A 21625-nucleotide genomic window follows, 5' to 3' on the forward strand; every position below is an offset into this window, starting at 1 on the left:
CCGATGAGGAGGGTGCAGCCATGCAGGTGTCGTCGCGGGGCGTTACGGTCGTGGCTCTCCTGGCGGATCCGGACGCGCCGACGGAGATCGCGCGGCGCATGGCCCGGACCCTTTCTGCTCGGCTCGCCGACAGATCGGGCCAGGCGCGACGGTTCGACGTCGAGGTGGTCAGTGAGCCCTTCACCGCGGGGACGGAAGACCCGCCCACCTTGATGCGCCGGATCATGGACCGTGGGAGTACGGAGAACTGGGACATCGTCGTGGCCCTCACCGACCTTCCGCTGCACTCACACGGGCGCAGGCTCGCTGTGAATGTGAATCACGCACACGGCCTGGCGCTGCTCTCTCTACCCTCCCTGGGAGGCATGCGACTGCAGACGAGGGCCCGGCGGGCCGTCGAAGAAGCCGTGCTGGGCATGGTGGGTCCGCAAACCACCGGGGCTGCAGGACCTCCGCGAAGTCAGCCGCTGTCGGGGCCCTCCGCCGATCACCTGGAGCCTGTTCATCCCGGCCGAACCGCTGAGAAGGAGACCGACGACCTTCGGTACGTCGTCAACGGGCCGCGCGGTTACCTGCGGGTGCTCGCCGGTATGGTCCGCGCCAACCGGCCGTGGCGGCTGGTGCCGGGCTTGTCGAAAGCCCTGGCGGCGGCGCTCGCCACAGGGGCGGTCGCCACCGTGAACTCCACCGTCTGGAACCTGGCCGCGTCCCTCAGCACGCCACGCCTCGTCATCGCCGCGGTCGGATCTGTCGCGATCATGATCGGCTGGCTGATCATAGACGCGGAGCTGTGGCATCGATCGGCGCAGAGCTCGCCGGAGGCGAGGCAGAGGGCGTGGTTGTACAACGCCTCGACGGTCGCGACCGTGGGTATCGGGGTGCTCGTCTGCTACGTGGGTCTGATGGTCACCAACTGGGTGTGGGCGCTGTTCATCCTCAACGATCAGGTGTTCGCCTCCATGACGCGAACCCCGTTGCACGCCGGGGAGTACCTGACGCTGGCCTGGTTCGTCGCTTCGGTCGCCACCGTGGGCGGCGCGTTGGGATCAGGCTTGGAGAGCGACGAGGCGATCCGGGCGGCCGCCTACTCCAAGCGCGAACAGGAACGTCGCCACATGCTCCAGGACGACCACGCTGACCAGCCCTCGAAGTGAACCGCCACCAGCGCACATGGCTCCTACAGCGGCGGCGCGGTCGACGCGACCTGGCGGAACGCTCCGGCTAGGCTCACACCCGTGACGTGGCTGCGGGCCTTCAGGGAGGTCATGCGATCCGGGCTCACGATCGAGGAGACGCGGCTGGAGCCCTTGCTCGCGCTGCGCACGGCCGCTGGGGTGGCGATCGTCATCGGACCGGCCCTGTGGCTGGTCTCCCCCGCGTACGCCGCATCGGCCGCCCTCGGTGCCTACTCCGCGGGTGCGGCCACCTTCCAGCGCACCTGGCGGCCACGCAAGGTGATCGCGCTCGGCGCGGGCGCGGGTCTGGCGCTCAGCACCTTCGTGGGCTACCTGGCGGCAGGGCGACTCGTGACGTTCCTCCCGCTGCTGGCCGTATGGGCCTTTGCCGCGGGGATGGCGTGGGCCGTCGGATCGACCGCTGGAATCGTCGCAGCGACGACCGTCGGCAGCATGCTGGTGACCATCACCCTGCCGACGAGCGTCGAGCGAGCCCTGGAGCACGCCGCGATCATCGCGCTGGGAGGCGTGGCGCAGGCCGTGCTGATCTTGCTGTTCCCGATCCGCCGTTGGGGGGCGCACCGTGACGCGCTCGCCGACGCCCTGGCCGCCATGGCGGACTACGCCCGCCGACTGCGACACGAACCGACCGCCCCGTTCGACCCGGAGCCGTTGATGACGGCCCGGGACGCGGCGGCCGTGACGCCGTCACAGGCCCGCACCCGTCCCCCCGTCCTCCACGGCCCCCGGGGCCTCGCCGAGCGCATTCGGCCGGTCGTCGCAGCGCTCGCCGACCCGGACATCGGCGCCCCGGCGGAGGGACCCGGGCGGGACCGCGCACGGGAGCTGCTCGACGCGGCCGCCGACGTGCTGGACGCGGCTGCCCGTTCGATCCGCCGCGGCATTCCCGCCGAGGTGCCGTCCGGGAGCGCGGACGTCCTGCGCGTCGACGAGGAGCATGAGGTGCTGGAGGGTCCCGCGCGGCAGGCCGCCGAGCGGCTCGTGGAACTGCTCGGCGAGGCGTTGGAAGTCGCCGGGAGCGGCGGTGTGCGCGGGAAGGCGCCCACGCCGCCCGGCCCCGCGAGCGGCCAGTTCCGGGTGCGCCCGACCATGTTCCGGCTGGTCCCGGTCGTCCTTCGAGCGGTCCGCCGTGAGCTCCGCCCGGACTCGCCCGTATTCCGGCACGCCGTCCGCCTGGCGGTGGTGGCCGTGCTGGGCTATCTGATCGCCTCCCGGCTACCCCTCGGCCACGGCTACTGGGCGCCCATCGCCTCAGTGATGGTGATGCGGCCGGACTTCCACCAGACGTACGCGCGTGCGGTGGCCCGTTTCGCCGGAACCCTGGCGGGGGTCGCGTTCGCCACCGCGATGGTGCGGGCCCTGGGCCCGGACGCCCACGTGTTCGGCGTGCTGGCGGTGGTCTCGGCGGGCCTGTCGTACACGCTGATCCGTACCGGCTACGCCTACTCCCAGTGCTTCACTGCCGCGTACGTCGTCTTCCTGCTCGGCATGGGCGGCCAGGCATGGGAGCAGACGGTCCCGGAACGGGTGGTGCTCACCCTGTTGGGCGGGGCCCTGGCAATGCTGGCGTACGTGGTGTTCCCCGCATGGGAGACACTCCGGCTGCCGGGCCGGCTTGCGGACTGGCTCGCCGCCAACGGCCGTTACGCGGCCGCCGTGCTCCGCAGCTACGCCGAACCGACCCGGGAGCATCGCGCCGACATGCGCAGGGCACTGCTGGCAAGCAGGGAGGCACGTGCCGCCTGGCAGGAGGCCTACGACCAGGCAAAGCATGAACCGGTCCGTCCCAGGGGTCTGACGTCGCGTGAGGCGGAGGAGGCGCAAGAGGCGCTCCAGGGGTTCGGCCGGGCGGCGATGCTCATGGAGAGCCACGTCCCGCGGGACGTCAGCCGTTCAGTCCCCGAGGCGGATCGGTTCGCCGAGGCCCTGGAGGAGGACACCGCGCAGGCGGCAGTCGACGTCCGCGAGCACCGGAATCCGGACTGGGCGCGCGTGGCGGAGGCGCTCCACGCCTGGGAGGGGGGCGCCGCCCGGGAACGGAGCCCGGTGCTACGACGCGGGGCGGAATTGCAGAAGCGGGCCCTGGAGGACCTCACGACGGCCGTAAGCCGCACCCCCCTGGAACGTGACGTCGGATCCGCTCTCGAGGAGCAACGGGTACGGGGAGCCGCGGCTGCGGAAGGTGACGGATCAGGACCCGCGCGCCGGGGTGGGTGACGGCTCCGGAGACGGGGAGCGCCGCATCTCCTGGAGCGGGAAGTAGTCCGCGGGCCGCGTTGAGCGCCGCCACACGTACACCGCTGTCGCCATCACGAGAATCAGCCCCGCCAGGATGAGCAGTTCGATCCCCTCGGTGTTCCACCGGAAAGACTTCTCCGCCTCGGCCGTCACGATGAGCACCTTGCGGATGCCGGCAATCAGGCCGACGACGAGGAACGGCTCCGCGTCGAGGGTCTGGTTCCTGATGGTGAGTCGGACGGTGTGGAGCAGCTCGGCCACGATGAACAGCACAAGGCCGTTGTCCAGCGCGGAGAGAACGACCGCCTCCTCGCGGTACGGCCCCTGGATCGACCTGATGACGTCTCGGACCACACCGACGGTCAGAAGCCCCGCGAGCAGTACGAGGAGCCCAGCGACGACGAGGTGGATGCCGTCCTCGATGAGCTGCAGGAGGCCCTGTACCCGGCCGCCCTCGATCTTCGGGAGAATGGGTCGCACAGTCAGATGCTAGGGGTGCCCCGGCCCGCAGGCGCGGCGTGCTGCCGAACGGGTGAACGAGCGGATCCCTCTCTGTGGTGGCAGCCTGAGGGAAGCGGCGAGGCGCGACATCACCGAGGCCTACCCGGCGGCAGGACAAGGGTGAGTCCCTGGACGTCCGCAATCTGCCGAGTTCTTACCGATCCGCAAGCGATAGCGAGACTCTGCGTTGCCGGAGTCGCGCGAAGCGATGGCGGGGAACCTGTACTGGGCCCGTTGCCGCGTGGCGGGCGGACCGTGCCGGAGGACGCGAAAGCACTGGAGTGTGTGATGAGTGCCGACAGCTCCCACGAGAGCCTTGGTGGTCACGTACTGGTCCTTGATGCCGGCTCTTCGAGCCTTCACATCGCACTGTTCGCGGCGGACGGCGAACGGGTGGCGGATCGAGACGCCTCGGAGCCTCCGGGGCCTGCTGCGGCGGTGGAACTGCGGAACTTCCTCAGCGAGGTGCCCACTCCTGCGTCGGTGGGTCACCGCATCGTCCATAGCGGTCCGCACCTGACCGGACATACGCTGATCGACGCACGCGTACGGGCTCTGCTGGCGGACGTCGCCGATCTCACACCACTGCACGTGACGCCTGCCCTGAGTGTGGTCGATGCCGCACGAGAACTCCTGCCCGACGTTCCTCATGTCGCCTGCTTCGACACCGTCTTTCACAAGGATCTGCCGACAGAGGCGCGCACGTACGCCGTGCCGGAGCGATGGCGAGCCGAATACGGGCTGCGCCGGTACGGCTTCCACGGGCTTTCCTACTCGTGGGCACTGCAGAGGACGGCGCAGGCCCTGGGCCGACCCGTCGACGACCTCCAGGTCGTGCTCGTGCACTTGGGCGGCGGCTGCTCGGCCTGCGCCGTCCGGAACGGACGCAGCGTGGACACCACCATGGGCCTCACTCCGCTGGAAGGCCTGGTGATGAGCCGGCGCAGCGGCAGCCTCGACCCCGGCGCGCTGCTGTGGCTGCAGCGGCGGCAGGGTCTGAGCACGGACGAATTGGATGACATACTCCACCGGAATTCCGGACTGCTCGGCCTCTCCGGTACTTCGGGAGACACCCGGGACCTGGTGCGTGCCCGCGCGGAGGGTGATGCCGCGGCCGCGTTGGCGCTGGCGACCTTCACACTCAGCTGCCGCAGGGGCATTGCCTCGGTGGCCGCCTCGCTGGACCGGCTGGACGCGCTGGTCTTCACCGGGGAGATCGGCGAAGACCAACCCGAGGTACGCGAGGAGATCTGCTCGGCCCTGACTGTGCTCGGTGTACGAGGCGGGCTGCTCGTCCCCGAGCTGGAGGATTTGATGCGGGAAGGCCTCCGACGCATCGATCAGGCGGCGGGAGGTGTCCCGGTCCTCGTGGTCGCAACCGGCGAGACACAGCAGATCGCCGCCGAGACCCGACGGGTGCTCGGCATGTGACTGGCCGAGGAAACTGCCGGCACATCCACACTTGCCTGGCCCGCGCAAAGAACCGGTCTCCTGCACCAAGACGACACGGGGGCGCGGCGACGTCTGGTCCTGTATGCCGCTCCTGTCTGGTCACGGGCTGAGGTTCCACTGACCAGCATCAGAGCCCCGTACCGCCCCTTCGACGCCCGTAGGACACCCTGCGACCCCGACTGGCTAGCCCTCGGCATCCCGGTGCTGGTCACACGAGGCTTCAGTTCGCAGCCCTGCGTCGGAAACGCTCGGACTGCCTGTTCAGATCCTGAACCGGGAGCGCCGCTCAGAATCTGAACGGGGGGGTCGCTCAGATTCTGAGCGGCCGCGATGTTGCGGGCAGCGAGGACGTACTTGTCGCACCGGCAGCGACGACATGCAGCCACCAGCACCCCTGCCGCGGGTGGGGCGGTCTCCTTGCGCGGTAGGCACCGTGCGCGAGGCCGTGAACGCGTCCTCCACGACCTCGCCGACCGGGCCGCCGCCAGAGTTCCTCATCCGCCAGCGCGAACTGACGTTTTGCATTAGCGACTTCACGGTCTCACTAGCCAGAAGTGGCGCAGGTCACAGAAAGTGCGTCTCACCATTCGAGATATTCGGCTGACGCACCATCAGGAGTCACCCCTTGATGTGCACCTTGGGGGCACGCTGGCGGGACTTAGGGCACGCAAAGGGCACGCAACCCCCAAATTGGACTAGACAACAAACAAACCCCAGGCCGCTGACCTGGGGTTTCATCGTGGAGCGGGTGACGAGAATCGAACTCGCGCTCTCAGCTTGGGAAGCTGATGTTCTACCATTAAACTACACCCGCGTAAGACGCCGGTCGGTGCCGGTGTCGGAACGCGTCGTCACTTTACCTCATGTCGGGCCCCACGTGCTGAAGGCGTGGGGCCCGGTGGTGTTTCCGGGGTGGGGACGGGGCTGCGGGGCGCGGGAGTTGGGGCGTACGGTGGGGGCGCGGAAGAGGGTCCGGGTGGGGCTCGGCGGGATCGGAGTGCCGCCTGGAGGGCCGTCCCAATCATCCCGTAATGTGGCGGCTCGTCGTCAGGTCGACGTAGGTAGGTCGACAGCCAGACGCGGCTCTTGGGGAAGGGACTCTTGGACTTGATGGAGCGCACCGTCGTCCGCTGTGCCGATGGGCACGTGTTCAGCACCGCTTCGTTCCCGATGCAGCAGGCCGAACGCCTCGGTCCTGGTCGGCTCATGCGCTGCCCACGCTGCGCGCGCTTGCGCAGCGTCGTGCCGGTGGCGTTGGAGAAGCGGTAACCACGACCACGGACGCCCACGGCTGTCCGTCGTGAAGGCGCGCGGAGTCCGTCCTGATGGTGGGCGGCCCGCGCGTCTTGCGTATCCTCGGGGCGTGCTTCTCTCAGACAAGGACATCCGGGCCGAGATCGACGCCGGTCGGGTGCGGATCGATCCGTACGACGAAACCATGGTGCAGCCGTCGAGCGTCGACGTGCGTCTCGACCGCTTCTTCCGGGTGTTCGAGAACCACCGGTATCCGCACATCGACCCCTCCGTCGAGCAGTCGGATCTCACCCGGCTCGTCGAACCCGAGGGCGACGAGCCCTTCATCCTCCACCCCGGTGAGTTCGTGCTCGCGAGCACCTACGAGGTCATCTCGCTCCCCGACGATCTCGCCTCGCGGCTGGAGGGGAAGAGTTCCCTCGGCCGTCTCGGTCTCGTCACCCACTCCACCGCCGGGTTCATCGACCCCGGCTTCTCCGGGCACGTGACCCTGGAGCTGTCCAATCTCGCGACGCTCCCCATCAAGCTCTGGCCCGGTATGAAGATCGGTCAGCTGTGTCTGTTCCGGCTCAGTTCGCCGGCCGAGTTCCCGTACGGCAGCGAGCGGTACGGCTCCCGCTACCAGGGGCAGCGCGGGCCGACCGCCTCCCGGTCCTTCCTCAACTTCCACCGGACCCAGGTATGAGCGCCGCCCCGGCCGCCCGCGAGAACCTCACCTACGAGGCCTTCGGCACCGCCGTACGCGAACTCGCCCAGACCATCGCCGACGACGGGTACGAGCCCGACATCGTGCTCAGCATCGCCCGCGGCGGGGTCTTCGTCGCCGGCGGGCTCGCGTACGCCCTCGACTGCAAGAACATCCACCTCGTGAACGTCGAGTTCTACACCGGCGTCGGCACGACCCTCGACATGCCCGTCATGCTCGCCCCCGTCCCGAACGCGATCGACTTCTCCGACAAGAAGGTCCTGATCACGGACGATGTCGCCGACACGGGCAAGACGCTCAAGCTCGTCCACGACTTCTGCCTCGACGCGGTGGCCGAGGTCCGGTCGGCCGTGATCTATGAGAAGTCCCACTCCCTCGTGAAGTGCGAGTACGTGTGGAAGCGGACGGACGACTGGATCAACTTCCCCTGGAGTGTTCTGCCCGTGGTGCGGAAGTCGGGGGAGCCGGTCACCCCGTCGAAGGAAGCCCTTTGACCCGGCGTTCCTTCGGGTAGTCGGGAAAGCTCTTCGGGCCCCCCGCCCGTGAACCCTTCCGGCCGCTTCGGACAACAGGGGGTGGAACGCACTCCACTCCTACTGCACGAAGAAGCGAGGGCCTCGTGGGGGACCCACCCACCGACGACGCGCTGGTCGTCCAGGAATCCCTGGAGCGGCCGGAGATCTTCGCCACGCTCTACGACAGACACGCCGCCGAGATCCACCGGTATGTGATGCGCCGGCTGGGCGACAGCCACGCCGACGACATCACGGCGCAGACCTTCCTCATCGCCTTCCGCAACCGCGCCCGCTACGACGTCGCGCGCGCCAGCGCCCGGCCGTGGCTCTACGGCATCGCCAGCAACCTCATCGGCAGCCACCGCCGTTCCGAGGTGCGGGCGCTGCGGGCGCTGGCCCGTACCGGCGTCGACCCGGTGGCCGAGTCCTGGTCGGAACGGGCCGACGAGCGGGTGACGGCCGAGGCCTCGCAGCAGGCGCTGGCCGGGGCGATCGCGTCCCTGCCCGCGAAGGACCGGCATGTACTGCTGCTGGTCGCCTGGGCGGACCTGACCTACCAGGAGTGTGCCGACGCCCTCGGGGTGCCGGTCGGCACGGTCCGCTCCCGGCTGAGCCGGGCACGGCGCAGGATGCGCACGGCGCTCGGCGCCGACCCCACCCTCGTAAGCGACCACCACGGGGCGGTAACCCATGGATGACATGACCAAGGTGCACGAGCTGCGCGCCGACGCGCCGACGCCGGACCGGGTGCGGCTGCTTCCCGGCCGCCAGAAGCTGCTGGGAGCGGCGCGGCAGGGATCCGCCCGCAGGGTGCGGCTGGACTGGCGCGTGATGGCCGCGGGGGGCGTCGCGACGGTGGTCACCATCGCGGTGCTGGTGACCATGCTCGTCGGTGGCGACCGACCCGAGCGCGGCGTGCAGCCTGCCGGCCCGGACCTGACGTCCGCGACGGCACTCCTGGAGCGGGCGGCGGAAGTGGTGTCGCGGCAGCCGGATCCGCATCCGCGCGACGGCCAGTGGGTCTATCTGGAGACCGCGCGGTGCCAAGACGGCGCGTCGGACGCGGCGCCCGATGACAAGCCCGAGGTGAGCGAGGAGTGGGTCCAGTACGACAGCCCCGTGCGGGAGGACGACAAGGACGGCGACACCGAGCCCTCGCAGCGGCGGCTGTATCGCCTGCTCGCCTCGCTGCCGGACGACCCCGCCGAGATCCGGAAGCGGGCGGCGGAGATGTTCCCCATGGGCAAGGACAGCGGCCTGACGGGTGAGCAGCGCGAGACCTTCGCGCTCCTGGCGACCCTCGACGAGGCCTATCCCGTGCCTCCGCGGGGGATGGCCAGGCTCTTCCGTGCCCTGGCCGCGGACCCCGGGATCGAGGTGGTCCCGCACCTGGTGAAGGACCCCATGGGGCATGACGCCATCGCCGTGTACCCGGACCGCGGCAGCAAGGCCGTTCAGCGCCAGGAGTACCTCCTCGACCCCGACACCTTCCAGTACCGGGGACGGCAGACCATCGCGGTGCGCGACTACGAGGTGACGTACGAGGACGGCTCGTCGGCCGGGCTCTCGTACAAGAAGGGCGAGGTCACCTTCTGCGAGATGAAGACGACCCAGTCCCTCGTCGACCGGGACGGCGAGAGGCCCTGAACCGACCGGGCGCTTCGAACTCTCGGACGGGTTCACGGTGTTGGGCGTCCGGTGTGCTGAGGATGTGCGGCATCAGGCCCTTTGACGCGACCGGCCCCTCCCCGAGGGGCCGGTCGTGGTCCGTCCGTGAGGCGTCGTCAGTCGGCCGGGCGGGCGCGGACTCCCCACTGTTCGAAGTCGTAGACGGTCTCGTTGATGCGGAAGCCGTCGACCGCGCCGATCCACATGAAGTCGCGGCCCTTGCCGACGGCGGCGGTGAGGATGGTCGCCGGGTCGCCGGCGTCCTGGAGCGCGGCCTTCACCGTGGCGAAGTCGCACAGGTCCGACTGTTCGCAGTTGGTCGCGGGGCCTGCGGCGCCCGTGAGATACCAGGTGCCGGTCTTGGTGGCGTCGAGGTAGTCGGTCCAGCGGTTCGTCACCGGGGCGGCGTCCGGTACCCACACCAGCGTGGAGTAGTTGATGTTGTGGTTGGGGGCGGCCAGGTTCGGGTCGATCTCGAACCTGATGTTCGGCATGTTCGGCGCGCCCCCGCCGTAGCCGACGTTCTCGCCCGTCTGGAACACATGGAAGCCGACCTGGGTCAGGCCCGACACCGGCTTGCTGAAGAAGTCGACCTCATTGCCGAAGTCGACCTTCTCGCTGGTGGGGGTGAGGGTGGTGGAGTCGTTCGCCACCTCGATGCCGAGACTGCCCCGGCCGTACGGGGGCCGCCCCTCCGGGCCCAGGACGCCGAACGAGCCGAAGGGGCCGTTGCGCAGTTGGGCCACGGGGGAACCGATCGTGTTGCGGGTGATCACCCCCCAGTGGTCCGAGCGGCCCTGGTGGCCGCCTCCGTTTCCGTCTCCGTTTCCGTTCTCGCCCCCGTGGCCGTCGGCCGACGCGCTTCCGGGGAGTACCGCCGCGGACAGGGCGACAAGCAGCGTGGCCAGGAGCACCGTTCCCCGGCGGACGCCAAATCGAGCTTTCACACGCACTCCTTGTGGAGGTGTTCAGGGTTCAGGACTCGGTCACGTTATCTGACGATATGTGAATAAATGATGATGATTTATGGGGTGGAGGGGCATTTCGTTCGTTTGCTGGCATACGGCAGGGCCCCGACGCAGCGACTGCGTCGGGGCCCTGCCGTTACGAGGGGCGGAGGTGTTCCTCCTCCGGCTTCTAGAACGTGCCCAGCTTGATCAGGGACAGGATCGCCACCAGCTGGATCGCCGAGGCGCCCAGCGCCTTCGGCCACGGGAGGTCGTGGGACTTGGAGACCATCACGGTCAGCAGGGCGCCCGCCGCGACCCAGGTGATCCAGCCGAGGATCTGGACGAAGGAGGCGTCGCCGCCCGCGAACATCGCGACGATCAGACGGGGCGCGTCCGTGAGGGACATGATCAGCATGGAGAGGCCGACCGTGGGCTGCCAGGCGCCGTCGCCGCCGAGCTGGCGGGCCAGGGTGTGGGTGACCACGCCCAGTACGAAGGTGCTCACCACCATCGTCACGGCGGTGACGAGGACGATCGGCACGGCGTTCGAGAGGGTCGCGTTGATCGCGTCCTCGCGGGCACCGTCGAAGCCGAAGACCGCCAGCAGGCCGTACAGGAACGTCACGACGAGGGCGGGGCCCCAGACCGCGTAGTCGCGCATCACCAGGAACGTCTGGCTCGGGCTGGTGACGATGCCCTTCAGCAGGGCCTTCCAGGGCAGGCGCGGGCCGAGTGGGGCCGCCGGGGCGTTGCCCGCGCGGTAGGTGTCGCCCTGCTGGTACGGGTCCTCGCCGACGGAGAACATCTGGGTGTGTCCCGGGTTGTTGGCCGCGTAGGGGTCCACGCCGCCGCCGTGCGGGTGCCCGCCGTCGTCGCCGAAGTACTCCGGCTCGCCGTGGTTGCCCGGGCCCGGGTGACCCCCGTGGTTGCCCTGAGCCCCGTAACCGCCGCGCTGCCCGCCGTGCGTCTGCGGCCAGCCGCCCTGGGCGCCGCCCCGGCCACCGCCGTACGGCGGCCCCGGGGGCGTCTGGGGGTAGCCGTACGACGGGCCGCCGGCCTGCGGGGCCTGCTGTCCGTACGGAGGGTTGTGCGGTCGCGTTTGAGGAGCGCCGTTGTCCCGGCCGCGTCCGATCCTGAATCCAGCCACGTCATCGAACGTACCTGGTCCCGGGCGGCCGCGTGCCGGGCCGGGGCCAACCGGCCCGGCTTTGCGGCCGAGCTGTGACATCCCCTAAGGGGTCGTCAGGGAGGCATCAGGGAGCCGTCAGGGAGGCCCGGGGATGCCCGGGAGGCGGGTGCGGGGTGGGTCGGAGGAGGCGTTCCCGCAGGCCCGCGCGGCCTCAGTGGCTGCTCATGTACGTGCCGTACGACAGGGCCGACGCGGGGGACGGCAGGCCCAGGTTCTTCGGGGTGAGGGCGCGGGAGTTCGTGACGGAGGTCTTCGGGAAGACCCAGACGCCGCCGGACTTCGCGTTCTCCCCCGGGGCGCCGACGGCCGTGTCCGGGACGCCGTCCTTGTCGTAGTCGCCCGTCGCGACGGCGGTGCCGAAGGCGTCGTTCGCCTCCGCCACGCCGGGGACGTGGGGGCGGTCCTGGTGGTAGGGCACGGAGGTCGCCTCGCCGAACCTGTCGACGATGCCGCCGGCGTGCCCCAGCAGCAGCGTGGCCGCGCCGGCCGCCTTGCGGCTCCCGATGGCCTCGCCGGGGGCGCCCGCCACCAGGTCGTCGCGGCCGTCGCGGTTGACGTCCAGCACGGCGAGGGAGGCGCCGAAGCGGTCACCGGCCTCGGCGACGCCGTACACGCCGACCGTGTCCTGGTTGAGGGTCTGGGAGCGCAGACCGAAGGAGCCCTTCGCGTCGCCGTACTCGATGTGGATGCCGCCGCCCTTGGCGTACGACTCCGGGCCGCACGGGTCGTCGATGTTCTCGTCGGCGATCTCGCGGCACTCGCCGAGGGCCAGGTCGTCCAGGCCGTCGCCGTCGAAGTCGCCGGCGGCGAGCGCGGAGGCGGCGCCGTTGTCGGAGTTCCAGGTGTTGGTCATCTGGCGCTCCGCCTCGTCCCACGTCCACAGCCGGACGTGCGACTGGGTGAAGGGGACGTCGATCGTGTGGTAGGCGAGGGCGAGGTCGTCCGTGCCGTCGGCGGTGAAGTCGCCGGTGGCCAGGAGCGGGGCGCGACCGCCCATCGGGGTGGCGAGGACGGTGGTGACGACGAGGTTCTCGCCGTTGTCCACGGCGGCCCGCATCACGACCTTGTCCCGGCCGCCGACGACGAGATCCCGGCCGCCGTCGCCGGTCAGATCGGCCGCCGCGACCGACCAGCCGTACGCCGACTTCGCCGACGGGCCGAGCAGGGCGTTGGACCCCGGGCCGGTGCCGCGCTCCGAGCCGCCGACGACGACGACCGCGCCCGCGTCCGCGCCGCGGCCGGAGACGTCCTCGCCGGGCGCGCCGACGATCAGCTCCGCGAGGCCGTCGCCGCTCAGGTCCCGCAGCAGGACGGACGCGCCGAAGCGGTCGCCCGCCTCCGGGCTGCCGGGGACCTCGGCGGTGGCCTGGCTGACCCGGATGCTCCCGTACCGGCCCAGGCCCTTCGGGCCGCCCCAGACGAGGTTCACATAGCCGGCCGCCGCCTTGCCGCTCACGGTTCCGGTGGGCACGCCGACGGCCAGGTCCGCGTAGCCGTCGCCGTTGAAGTCGCTGGTCAGGGGGGAGGAGGCGGGGGCGGGCGCGGCGGTCGCCGGGTACGGGACGAGGGCCAGCGCGAGTGCTGCCGTGGCCGCGGTGGTGGCGGCCAGGGCGTACGTCCGTCTGTGCACGGGGGGCTCCAGGTGATGGCCGGATATCGGGGTGGGGTGGTGGCTGGTTCACCTGTGTGACACCTGGAGGCCGCGTGGGGTTGTGCGGGCGGGGTCACGGGCTCGGGCCGAGGGCTCGGGACCAGGGTTCGGGCCGACGGCTCGGGTCCACGGCTCGGATCCGGGGCGGGGCTACGCCCAGAACTCGCTCTCCTTGTCCAGGTCCTCCTGGCACTCGTCGATGTCCGTCATCCTGTCGCCGACGATCCGGAAGACGAGACAGCCGTTCTGCTCGATCCGCCTGCCGCCGCGCTCGGCGGTGTAGCGGTGCACGGAGACCGCGTGGCCCCGGCCGTCCACGCAGATGTGACTCAGCTCGACGCTGAACGTTCCGGCGGTCTCCTCGAAGAGCCGCTGGTAGAGACCGATGATCGCGTCCTGCCCCTTGTAGTCGCCCGACAGGAGGTGGCTGCCGGGGACGTGGTGCGTGCAGTCCGAGGCCATCAGGCCCCGGAGGGTGTCCATGTCGCCCCTGGTGAAGGCTTCGTAGCCCTTGCGGACGAGCGCTGCGTTCGGGTGTTCGGCCATGGGGATCGCCGGCTTTCCGCTGCTCATGGTGGTTGCTGCCTGTAGGGGCAATTCTCGTCGCGTACCTGGGGCTTCGCGAGCGCTCGCGTGTGCGCCGGGGGCGCACCACCTGGTCGTCACGAGCGAGTCATTACGCTCTGTAAGTGATCGCGTGCGAGGTGTGAGTATTTCCTGTGGGGCTTTCGTGACCGTGTGTCCATGAGAGGAGTGGGAGGTGTCATGTCGCTCTACCTGTTCGACGACGCGGACGGCCGGGCGCGGGCGCGGCTCCCCGTCCTGGAGGCGCGGTACGACCACGGGTCGCGCAAGGCGTTGGAGAGCACCGGGGTGGGGCCGGGCTGGAGATGCCTGGCGGTCGGGGGCGGCGAGGGCACCCTCGGGCGCTGGCTGGGGGAGCGGGTGGGGCCGGGCGGGGAGGTCGTCGTCACCGGCGTCGATCCCCGCCGGGCCGTGCGGAGGAGACTGCCCCCGCAGGTACGGCTGTCGGCGCACGACATCACCGGCGGCACCCTCCCCGGGGACGGGTTCGACCTGGTGCACGCCCGGCTGGTGCTGCTCCGGCTGCCGCAGCGGTTACGGGTGCTGGAGCGGCTGGTGGAGGCGCTGCGGCCGGGCGGGTGGCTGGTGCTGGAGGAGTTCGACTGCGGCTGGACGCCGGTGCTGGCCGCGCCGGAGGACGAGGCGGGGGTGCTCTTCGAGCGGGTGCACCGGGCGCTGCTGCAGGCGCTGGAGATGGTGGGCGCCCAGCCGCTGTGGGGGCGTCAGGTGGTCGGCGCGATGATACGGGCGGGGCTGCGGGGGGTGACGGCGACGACGTACGCCGAGGCCTGGGCCGGGGGCGGCGAGGGCATCCGGCTGCACCGAGCCAACATCGAGCGGGCGGTCGAGCGGACCGGCGAGGCGGAGGCCCGGGTCGGCGCCACGCGCATCGGCGGGACCTGGTTCGGGGACGGCGAACTGCGCCGGTTCCTGGAGCTGCTGGACGACCCGGGGTTCGTCGTGAACTCGTATCCGATGGTGAGCGCGCGGGGGCGGCGGGCCGGGGGCGCGGCGGCGGGCCCGGTGCCGGAGGGAGGGGCCGAGTGGTGACAGCGGCTGCCCGCGGCGGTCTGCCGCACCGGCGGCGGCCGGGCGGCCGGCGGCCGTGTCGCCGTCGGCCGCCCGCCACCGGGTCACTGCAGCATGCCCTCGACGGTGTCGCCGCCCACCACGGTCGCCCCGGCGGTCGTCACGCCCTTCGCCGAACCCCGCAGCAGCAGCGAGCCGTTGCCCGCCGCGATGTACAGGTCGGCCCTGCCGTCGCGGTCGGTGTCGCGGAGGCGGACCGTGCCGCCGAAGGACTCGTCGGCCACGGCGCCGGGAACGCCGGGGCTGTTGCGGGCGAACCACTGCGAACCCTTGCCCGTCAGGCCGGACCTGGAGCCGTGCAGGACATGGACGCCGCCCGCGTACTCCTGGTCGCCGATCTTCTCGCCGTACGCGCCGATCGCCAGGTCGCGGTAGCCGTCGCCGTTCACGTCACCGGCGGAGACCGAGGCGCCGAACCGGTCGCCGCGCTCGGCGCCGCCCGCGATCCCGGCGGTGTCCTGGGTGAAGCGGGCGCTCTTCGACGGGCCGGACGAGGCGCCGTACCAGACCGACACGCGGCCCTTGCCCTTGTCGTGGATCTGTGTGCCGATGGCGATGTCGCCGTAGCCGTCCTTGTCGAAGTCGGCGATGACGCCGTCGCCGCCGCGCCCCGCCTGGCCGCCGTCGCCGTTCAGGCGCTCCAGGCGGAGGGTCTTGCCGGGGTACAGCTTCGTCTTGCCGCCCTTGACGAACCAGGCGTCCGAGGCGATGTACGTGTCGGTGACCACGTCGCCGATGACGACCAGGTCGGTCCTGCCGTCCTTGTCGACCTTGCCGGAGACCAGGGCGGTGGCCCAGAAGGAGGTGTTCTCCTTGTCCAGGACGGTGACCGAACCCTTCACCCCCGACCTGGTGATCGCGCCCCGGTAGACGTACGTCCTGCTGTCGCGGACCAGGGCCAGGTCCTGGTGGCCGTCGCCGTCGAAGTCACCGGTGGCGAGGTCGGCCGCCCGGCCGGATACGCCCTTCGGGCCCTTGAACGGGACGGTCGTGCCGCCGGACAGGCCCTTCTTGCCGCCCCACAGGACGGTGACGGTGCCGTTGTCCTTGTGCGCGCCGACGTTCTCGCCGTTGGCGGAGACCGCGAGGTCGCCGTAGCCGTCCTTGTCGAAGTCCGCGGCCGTGCGGATCTCGCCGAAGAAGTCGTCCCTCTCGTCGGCGCCGGGGACGCCCGCGCTCGCCTGGTCGATGAACTGCGTCTTCGTACCGGGCCCGCCGCCCGCCGTGCCGAAGGTGACCAGGATTCCGCCGCCCTCGCTGGCGAAGTCCGGGCCGTGGGAGTAGACCGCGTAGTCGCGGTGGCCGTCGCCGTTGAAGTCGTCGGCGTACTTGGCGGGGGCGGCGGCTGCGGGCGTGGCCAGGGCGAGTGGGGTCAGGCCGGAGACGAGGAGGCCTGCGGCCAGGAGGAAGGGGCGGGTGCGCAAAGGGAGGGCTCCGGAACGAGGTGGGAGAGGGCCCGCACCCTTGGGGGCGCGGGCCCGATCGGTGGACGGAAGACGTCAGTTGGCCGCGTTGCCGCCGAACAGCGGGGACGCGTCCGTCGAGACGCCGACCGAGGACGTCGACAGAGACCGCGAGCCGGTCGTGGTGATCTTCGAGCCGTTGGAGGGCAGGTAGACGACCGAGCCGTTGCCGCTGTTCTCGCCGTACGCGCCGACCGTCAGGTCCGCCCTGCCGTCACCCGTGACGTCGGTGAGCTTGACCTCGGAGCCGAAGAAGTCGTCCCCCTCGTCCGAGCCGGGGACGCCCGCCGTGGACTGGGCGAGGTACTGGTAACCGGAGGTCGTGTCGACGCCGGAGGCCGAGCCGTAGAGGACCGTCACCGCGCCCGCGTTGACTACGCCGTTCAGGTTCTCGCCGGCCGCGCCCACCACGAGGTCCTGGAAGCCGTCGCCGTTGATGTCGCCGAGCGAGATCTCGTTGCCGAAGAAGTCGCCGCGCTCGGAGGAGCCGGGGACGTTGCCGGTGTTCTGGGTGACCGAGGTGGCGCCGGCCGGGCCGGAGGCCGAGCCGTAGACGATGTGGACCTTGCCACCGGTGGCGGACTCGGGCACGGAGGGCTCGCTGCCGTCCTTGGACGGGTCCCACTCGGAGCCGGTCACGATGTCGCCGTAACCGTCGCCGTTGACGTCACCGATGCCGGTGATGATGCCGGGCTTCAGCTTCTGCGCGGACGCGGCCTTCAGGCCGGTGGTCGTGCCGGGCACGTAGTAGTTGGCGTTCCAGTTGTACGCGCTGTCCGTCTCGAAGCCGTCGACGATCAGGTCGGTCCGCTTGTCCCCGTTGACGTCGCCCGCCGTGAGGTTGAGCGGGCCGGTGCCGTCGCCCGACATGATGGGCGGCTTGACGGTGTAACGGGCGCCCGCCGTACCGGACTTGCTGATGCCGGCCTTGAAGACGTGGATCGTGCTCGATGTGGCCCCGACCGCGAGGTCCTCCGTCCCGTCGCCGTCGAAGTCGCCGGCCGCCAGGGACTTGCCCCACCTGTCGTGGGCGGAGGGCGTCGGGTCAGCGATCGTCGTGGCGCCTGACAGGCCCTTCGACGAGCCCCACACGATCGCGACCGTGCCACCGTCCGCGTCGCCGGAGACATCCTCCAGGTACGCGGAGACGGCGAGGTCGTCGTAGCCGTCGCCGTTGAAGTCGCCGTACGCGCTGACCCAGCCGAACGCGTCGTTCGTCTCGGCGCTGCCGGGCACACCGGTCGTGTTCTGGCTGATCGTGGTGCGCTTGGCGGAGGTCACACCGCTCGCCGAGCCGTAGAGGGCGACGATCTGTCCGGCGCCCTTCTTGCCGCCGACGGTGGCGGACCCTGCCGCGTACGCGACGTCACCGAACCCGTCGTTGTTGAAGTCCGCCACAGGGTGGTGGACCGAGTCGGCCGCCGTCGCCGTAGCGGCCGAGAACGTGAGCAGACCGCCCGTCAGCGCGACCGCGGAGGCCGTCGCGAGGGCGAGTCGCAGATGCTTGTGCATGCGGGAATCTCCTGCTGCATGCGGGACGCCTGGCAGACGTCCGCAGTCAATGGGGTGCCCTTCCTGTCCGTGTTCGCCCGGAGTTGGTACGGGGTTCACGGGAAGTTGGCGAACAGGAGACCGGTGGAGTGGCGGGAGGGTTGTACGGCAGTTCGAGAAAGTTCTGCGGGTCGCGCGGTCCGAACGTTCCGCCGCGCTGGCGCGTCTGCGGTGCGAGGCAACGACAGACAGGCCGTCGAACCGGTGGGAGACGAGATGCTGAGCGGTACCCGTGTACGAATCGCCCTGGCCGTCCTGGCGACGATCCCGTCGGCCGTCGGGTGCGCGGCACTGGACACAGGGGGCACGAGTTCGGCCTCGTGCGTGTTCGCCGTGGACCACGACGACCGGCAGTACGTCGAGGTGGGCGAGGTCGACGTCGTCCTCGGCGCGAAGGCGGGCACCGCACGGGACTCGGTCTGCGAGGACCAGGGCGGCGGCGAGGAGGACCGGGTGGCGGCCGGGGACCTGACCGTCTACGCGGCCTACGCCATCAAGGGCGTGGACACCGAGGACGCGATCGCGGTCCGTGAGTCACCGGGGGGCGAGGTGCGCGTCCTGGTCCACATCACCGAGGACGAAAGCACGAACGCGGCGGCCGAGCGCCTCTTTGGGAAGGACGGGCGGGGCGGCGAGGGTGACGTCGCCGGAGAGGGTGACGACGCGACCGCCCTCGACGAGGTGCCCGAGGACGATGGCGGTGACGGCGGTCCCGGCAGCGGCCACAGCGGCAGCGGCCCGGTTCCGGCGAAGTGTGTGTTCGTCGTGGACTACGGCGGCGACAGCTACCTCGACCGGGGCGACGCGAAGATCGAGCTGGGGGCCAAGGCCGGGAAGGCCCGCGCGGTGCCGTGCGACGACACTCCCGGCGAGGCCGACCCCTCGGCCGAGCCGGCGCTGTTCCAGGCGTACACGATCAAGGGGCTGGACCCGGCCGATGCCATAGCCATCCGCTCCTCGGCGGACGAGGAGCCCCACTTCATGGTGCGCTCGGGCGACGACCTGCCGCCCGAGGTCGAGGAGTTGCTGGCGATCGATGGGCGGTGAGCCGGCCGGGCCGTCGGCGCGGTGGCCCGCGCGAGTGCCACGACGACGCCCCCGGTCCGAGGGGACCGGGGGCGTCGTCGTACCGACTGCCGTGCGCGTGCGCGGCGCCTACTTCACCGGCTGCGGCTCCGGCTCGCTCTCCGTCTCCGCCTCGCCCGCCGGGGGCTCGTCGTCCGGGACCGGGGTCTTGACGGACTCCAGCAGCAGCTGGGCGACGTCGACGACCGTGATGGACTCCTTGGCCTTGCCGTCGTTCTTCTTGCCGTTCACGGAGTCCGTGAGCATGACGAGGCAGAACGGGCAGGCCGTCGAGACGATGTCGGGGTTGAGGGAGAGGGCCTCGTCGACGCGCTCGTTGTTGATGCGCTTGCCGATCCGCTCCTCCATCCACATCCGGGCGCCGCCGGCGCCGCAGCAGAAGCCGCGCTCCTTGTGGCGGTGCATCTCCTGCTGGCGCAGGCCCGGGACGGCCGACATGATCTCGCGCGGGGGCGTGTAGATCTTGTTGTGGCGGCCCAGGTAGCAGGGGTCGTGGTAGGTGATCAGACCCTCGACCGGGGTCACCGGCAGCAGCTTGCCCTCGTCGATGAGGTGCTGGAGCAGCTGGGTGTGGTGGATGACCTCGTAGTCGCCGCCGAGCTGCGGGTACTCGTTGCCGAGGGTGTTGAGGCAGTGCGGGCAGGTGGCGACGATCTTCTTCGCCGACTTCGGCTTCTTCGTCGACTCGTCCTCGTCGTCCTCGCCGAAGGCCATGTTCAGCGCGGCGACGTTCTCCATGCCGAGTTCCTGGAACAGGGGCTCGTTGCCGAGACGGCGGGCGGAGTCGCCGGTGCACTTCTCGTCGCCGCCCATGATCGCGAACGTGACGCCCGCCATGTGGAGCAGCTCCGCGAAGGCCTTGGTGGTCTTCTTGGCGCGGTCCTCCAGGGCGCCGGCGCAGCCGACCCAGTAGAGGTACTCGACCTCGGAGAGGTCCTCGATGTCCTTGCCGACGACCGGGACCTCGAAGTCCAGCTCCTTGAGCCACTCCAGGCGCTGCTTCTTCGCCAGGCCCCAGGGGTTGCCCTTCTTCTCCAGGTTCTTGAGCATCGTGCCCGCCTCGGACGGGAACGCGGACTCGATCATCACCTGGTAGCGGCGCATGTCGACGATGTGGTCGACGTGCTCGATGTCGACCGGGCACTGCTCGACACAGGCGCCGCAGGTGGTGCAGGACCACAGGACGTCCGGGTCGATGACGCCGTTCTCCTCGACGGTCCCGATCAGCGGGCGCTCGGCCTCGGCCAGGGCCGCGGCGGGCACGCCCGCCAGCTGCTCCTCGGACGCCTTCTCCTCGCCCTCCATCGACTTGCCGCCACCGGCCAGCAGATACGGGGCCTTGGCGTGCGCGTGGTCGCGCAGCGACATGATCAGCAGCTTCGGGGAGAGCGGCTTGCCGGTGTTCCAGGCGGGGCACTGCGACTGGCAGCGGCCGCACTCGGTACAGGTGGAGAAGTCGAGGATGCCCTTCCAGGAGAACTGCTCGACCTGGGAGACACCGAAGACGTCGTCGTCACCGGGGTCGGTGAAGTCGATCGGCTTGCCGCCCGAGGTCATCGGCTGCAGACCGCCCAGCGCCGTGGCGCCGTCGGCGTTGCGCTTGAACCAGATGTTCGGGAAGCCGAGGAAGCGGTGCCAGGCGACGCCCATGTTGGTGTTCAGCGAGACCGTGATCATCCAGATCAGCGAGACACCGATCTTGATCATCGCGGTGAGGTACACCAGGTTCTGCAGGGTGCTCGGGTCCAGGTCCCGGAAGGCCACGACCAGCGGGTACGAGGCGAAGTACCCGGCCTCGTAGTGCTCCACGTGGTGGATGGCGCCCTCGAGACCGCGCAGGGTGTAGATGGCGAGGCCGATGGTGAGGATGACGTACTCGACGAAGTACGCCTGCCAGGCCTTGGAGCCCGCGAAACGCGACTTGCGGCCGGCCCGGGAGGGCAGGTTCAGCAGCCGGATGGCGATCAGCACGAGGATGCCGAGGATCGTCATCACACCGATGAACTCGATGTACATCTCGAACGGCAGGAAGCCGCCGATCACCGGCAGCGTCCAGTCGGCCTGGAACAGCTGGCCGTACGCCTGGGCGAGGGTGGGCGGCAGCGTCAGGAAGCCGATCGCGACGAACCAGTGGGCGAAGCCCACGATCCCCCACCGGTTCATCCGGGTGTGGCCGAGGAACTCCCGGGCCAGGGTGATCGTGCGCGCCTTCGGGTCGTCCGTCCGGCTGCCCGCCGGTACCGGCTGACCGAGCTTCACGAACCGGTAGATCTGCGCCACGGCCCGCGAGATCAGCGCGACGCCGACCACGGTCAGGACCAGCGACACGATGATCGCGGCGAGTTGCATTTCGGGGCTCCTCGGGCCTGCGAGGGGAGTCATTACTAAGCGGTAACTTATGCAGTCCGTCTGAGACTACCCAGTTCTCCTGCCGCACTGTAGCCAGGGGGGCGGTGATCTGCGTCGCTGAGGGTTGCCTGAGTGCGGCCCCGTCATACCCCGGGGCGGCCGTGGGGCGACTTCGGGGCGAT

Annotated in this window: 17 protein-coding genes and 1 tRNA gene; 9 read left to right on the plus strand and 9 right to left on the minus strand. The window is 70.4% G+C overall.

The window, feature by feature from the left end:
- Window positions 1–20 precede the first annotated feature (20 nt).
- A complete protein-coding gene (locus J8M51_RS35150; protein WP_179202831.1) occupies window positions 21–1154 on the plus strand; it encodes a hypothetical protein in 1134 nt (377 codons plus the stop codon).
- Between the two features lie 81 nt (window positions 1155–1235).
- Window positions 1236–3413 (plus strand): FUSC family protein, encoded by a 2178-nt coding sequence (locus J8M51_RS35155; RefSeq protein ID WP_086751224.1) that lies wholly within the window; start codon window positions 1236–1238, stop codon window positions 3411–3413.
- Here the strand turns inward: J8M51_RS35155 and J8M51_RS35160 are convergent.
- Window positions 3387–3914, minus strand: coding sequence for a phosphate-starvation-inducible PsiE family protein (locus tag J8M51_RS35160; RefSeq protein WP_256963986.1), 528 nt, complete (start codon window positions 3912–3914; stop codon window positions 3387–3389). The two genes, J8M51_RS35155 and J8M51_RS35160, sit on opposite strands and share 27 nt — an antisense overlap.
- A gap of 309 nt (window positions 3915–4223) precedes the next feature.
- Between J8M51_RS35160 and J8M51_RS35165 the strand changes: the two genes are divergently transcribed.
- Entirely contained in the window at window positions 4224–5366 is a 1143-nt protein-coding gene (locus J8M51_RS35165) for an acetate/propionate family kinase (RefSeq protein ID WP_086751229.1), read from the plus strand.
- A 761-nt stretch (window positions 5367–6127) separates the two neighbouring features.
- On the opposite strand, the gene J8M51_RS35170 is transcribed toward J8M51_RS35165, so the two are convergent.
- Window positions 6128–6201, minus strand: a tRNA-Gly gene (locus J8M51_RS35170).
- Window positions 6202–6750: 549 nt separating this feature from the next.
- Between J8M51_RS35170 and dcd the strand changes: the two genes are divergently transcribed.
- The 4 genes from dcd to J8M51_RS35190 all read left to right on the plus strand — a co-directional run bounded on the left by dcd (window position 6751) and on the right by J8M51_RS35190 (window position 9509).
- Window positions 6751–7326, plus strand: coding sequence for a dCTP deaminase (gene dcd, locus J8M51_RS35175; RefSeq protein ID WP_216588116.1), 576 nt, complete (start codon window positions 6751–6753; stop codon window positions 7324–7326).
- Window positions 7323–7841: a phosphoribosyltransferase gene (locus J8M51_RS35180; protein ID WP_086763603.1), complete on the plus strand. Its 519-nt coding sequence runs from the start codon at window positions 7323–7325 to the stop codon at window positions 7839–7841. Before dcd ends, J8M51_RS35180 begins: the two co-directional genes overlap by 4 nt.
- 125 nt (window positions 7842–7966) lie before the next feature.
- Window positions 7967–8560 (plus strand): RNA polymerase sigma factor, encoded by a 594-nt coding sequence (locus J8M51_RS35185; protein WP_086763601.1) that lies wholly within the window; start codon window positions 7967–7969, stop codon window positions 8558–8560.
- Entirely contained in the window at window positions 8553–9509 is a 957-nt protein-coding gene (locus J8M51_RS35190; RefSeq protein WP_086763599.1) for a CU044_5270 family protein, read from the plus strand. Before J8M51_RS35185 ends, J8M51_RS35190 begins: the two co-directional genes overlap by 8 nt.
- A gap of 137 nt (window positions 9510–9646) precedes the next feature.
- On the opposite strand, the gene J8M51_RS35195 is transcribed toward J8M51_RS35190, so the two are convergent.
- From J8M51_RS35195 to J8M51_RS35210, 4 genes are all read right to left on the minus strand, one after another.
- Window positions 9647–10477, minus strand: a complete 831-nt coding sequence (locus tag J8M51_RS35195; protein WP_256966295.1) for a hypothetical protein — start codon at window positions 10475–10477, stop codon at window positions 9647–9649.
- A 190-nt stretch (window positions 10478–10667) separates the two neighbouring features.
- The gene (locus J8M51_RS35200; RefSeq protein WP_086763595.1) at window positions 10668–11708 is read right to left on the minus strand and encodes a Yip1 family protein; all 1041 of its coding nucleotides are present in this window, start codon (window positions 11706–11708) and stop codon (window positions 10668–10670) included.
- 112 nt (window positions 11709–11820) lie between these two features.
- A complete protein-coding gene (locus J8M51_RS35205; RefSeq protein WP_256966294.1) occupies window positions 11821–13299 on the minus strand; it encodes an integrin alpha in 1479 nt (492 codons plus the stop codon).
- 171 nt (window positions 13300–13470) lie between these two features.
- A complete protein-coding gene (locus tag J8M51_RS35210; protein ID WP_086763591.1) occupies window positions 13471–13866 on the minus strand; it encodes a nuclear transport factor 2 family protein in 396 nt (131 codons plus the stop codon).
- A gap of 219 nt (window positions 13867–14085) precedes the next feature.
- Between J8M51_RS35210 and J8M51_RS35215 the strand changes: the two genes are divergently transcribed.
- Complete coding sequence (locus J8M51_RS35215) at window positions 14086–14955, plus strand: class I SAM-dependent methyltransferase (RefSeq protein WP_267299759.1); 870 nt, start codon at window positions 14086–14088, stop codon at window positions 14953–14955.
- Window positions 14956–15038: 83 nt separating this feature from the next.
- Here the strand turns inward: J8M51_RS35215 and J8M51_RS35220 are convergent, their stop codons facing one another.
- The gene (locus J8M51_RS35220) at window positions 15039–16418 is read right to left on the minus strand and encodes an FG-GAP and VCBS repeat-containing protein (protein WP_086763826.1); all 1380 of its coding nucleotides are present in this window, start codon (window positions 16416–16418) and stop codon (window positions 15039–15041) included.
- A gap of 75 nt (window positions 16419–16493) precedes the next feature.
- On the minus strand, window positions 16494–17969 hold the full coding sequence (locus J8M51_RS35225; protein ID WP_086763824.1) for an FG-GAP-like repeat-containing protein: 1476 nt from the start codon (window positions 17967–17969) through the stop codon (window positions 16494–16496).
- A 255-nt stretch (window positions 17970–18224) separates the two neighbouring features.
- Here J8M51_RS35225 and J8M51_RS35230 point away from each other — a divergent pair, with 255 nt between their 5' ends.
- Entirely contained in the window at window positions 18225–19055 is an 831-nt protein-coding gene (locus J8M51_RS35230; protein WP_086763828.1) for a DUF6281 family protein, read from the plus strand.
- 108 nt (window positions 19056–19163) lie between these two features.
- Here the strand turns inward: J8M51_RS35230 and J8M51_RS35235 are convergent, their stop codons facing one another.
- Complete coding sequence (locus J8M51_RS35235; RefSeq protein ID WP_086763822.1) at window positions 19164–21443, minus strand: (Fe-S)-binding protein; 2280 nt, start codon at window positions 21441–21443, stop codon at window positions 19164–19166.
- Between the last annotated feature and the right edge of the window lie 182 nt (window positions 21444–21625).

The organism is Streptomyces griseiscabiei (assembly GCF_020010925.1).
In the GTDB taxonomy this organism is placed as follows: domain Bacteria; phylum Actinomycetota; class Actinomycetes; order Streptomycetales; family Streptomycetaceae; genus Streptomyces; species Streptomyces griseiscabiei.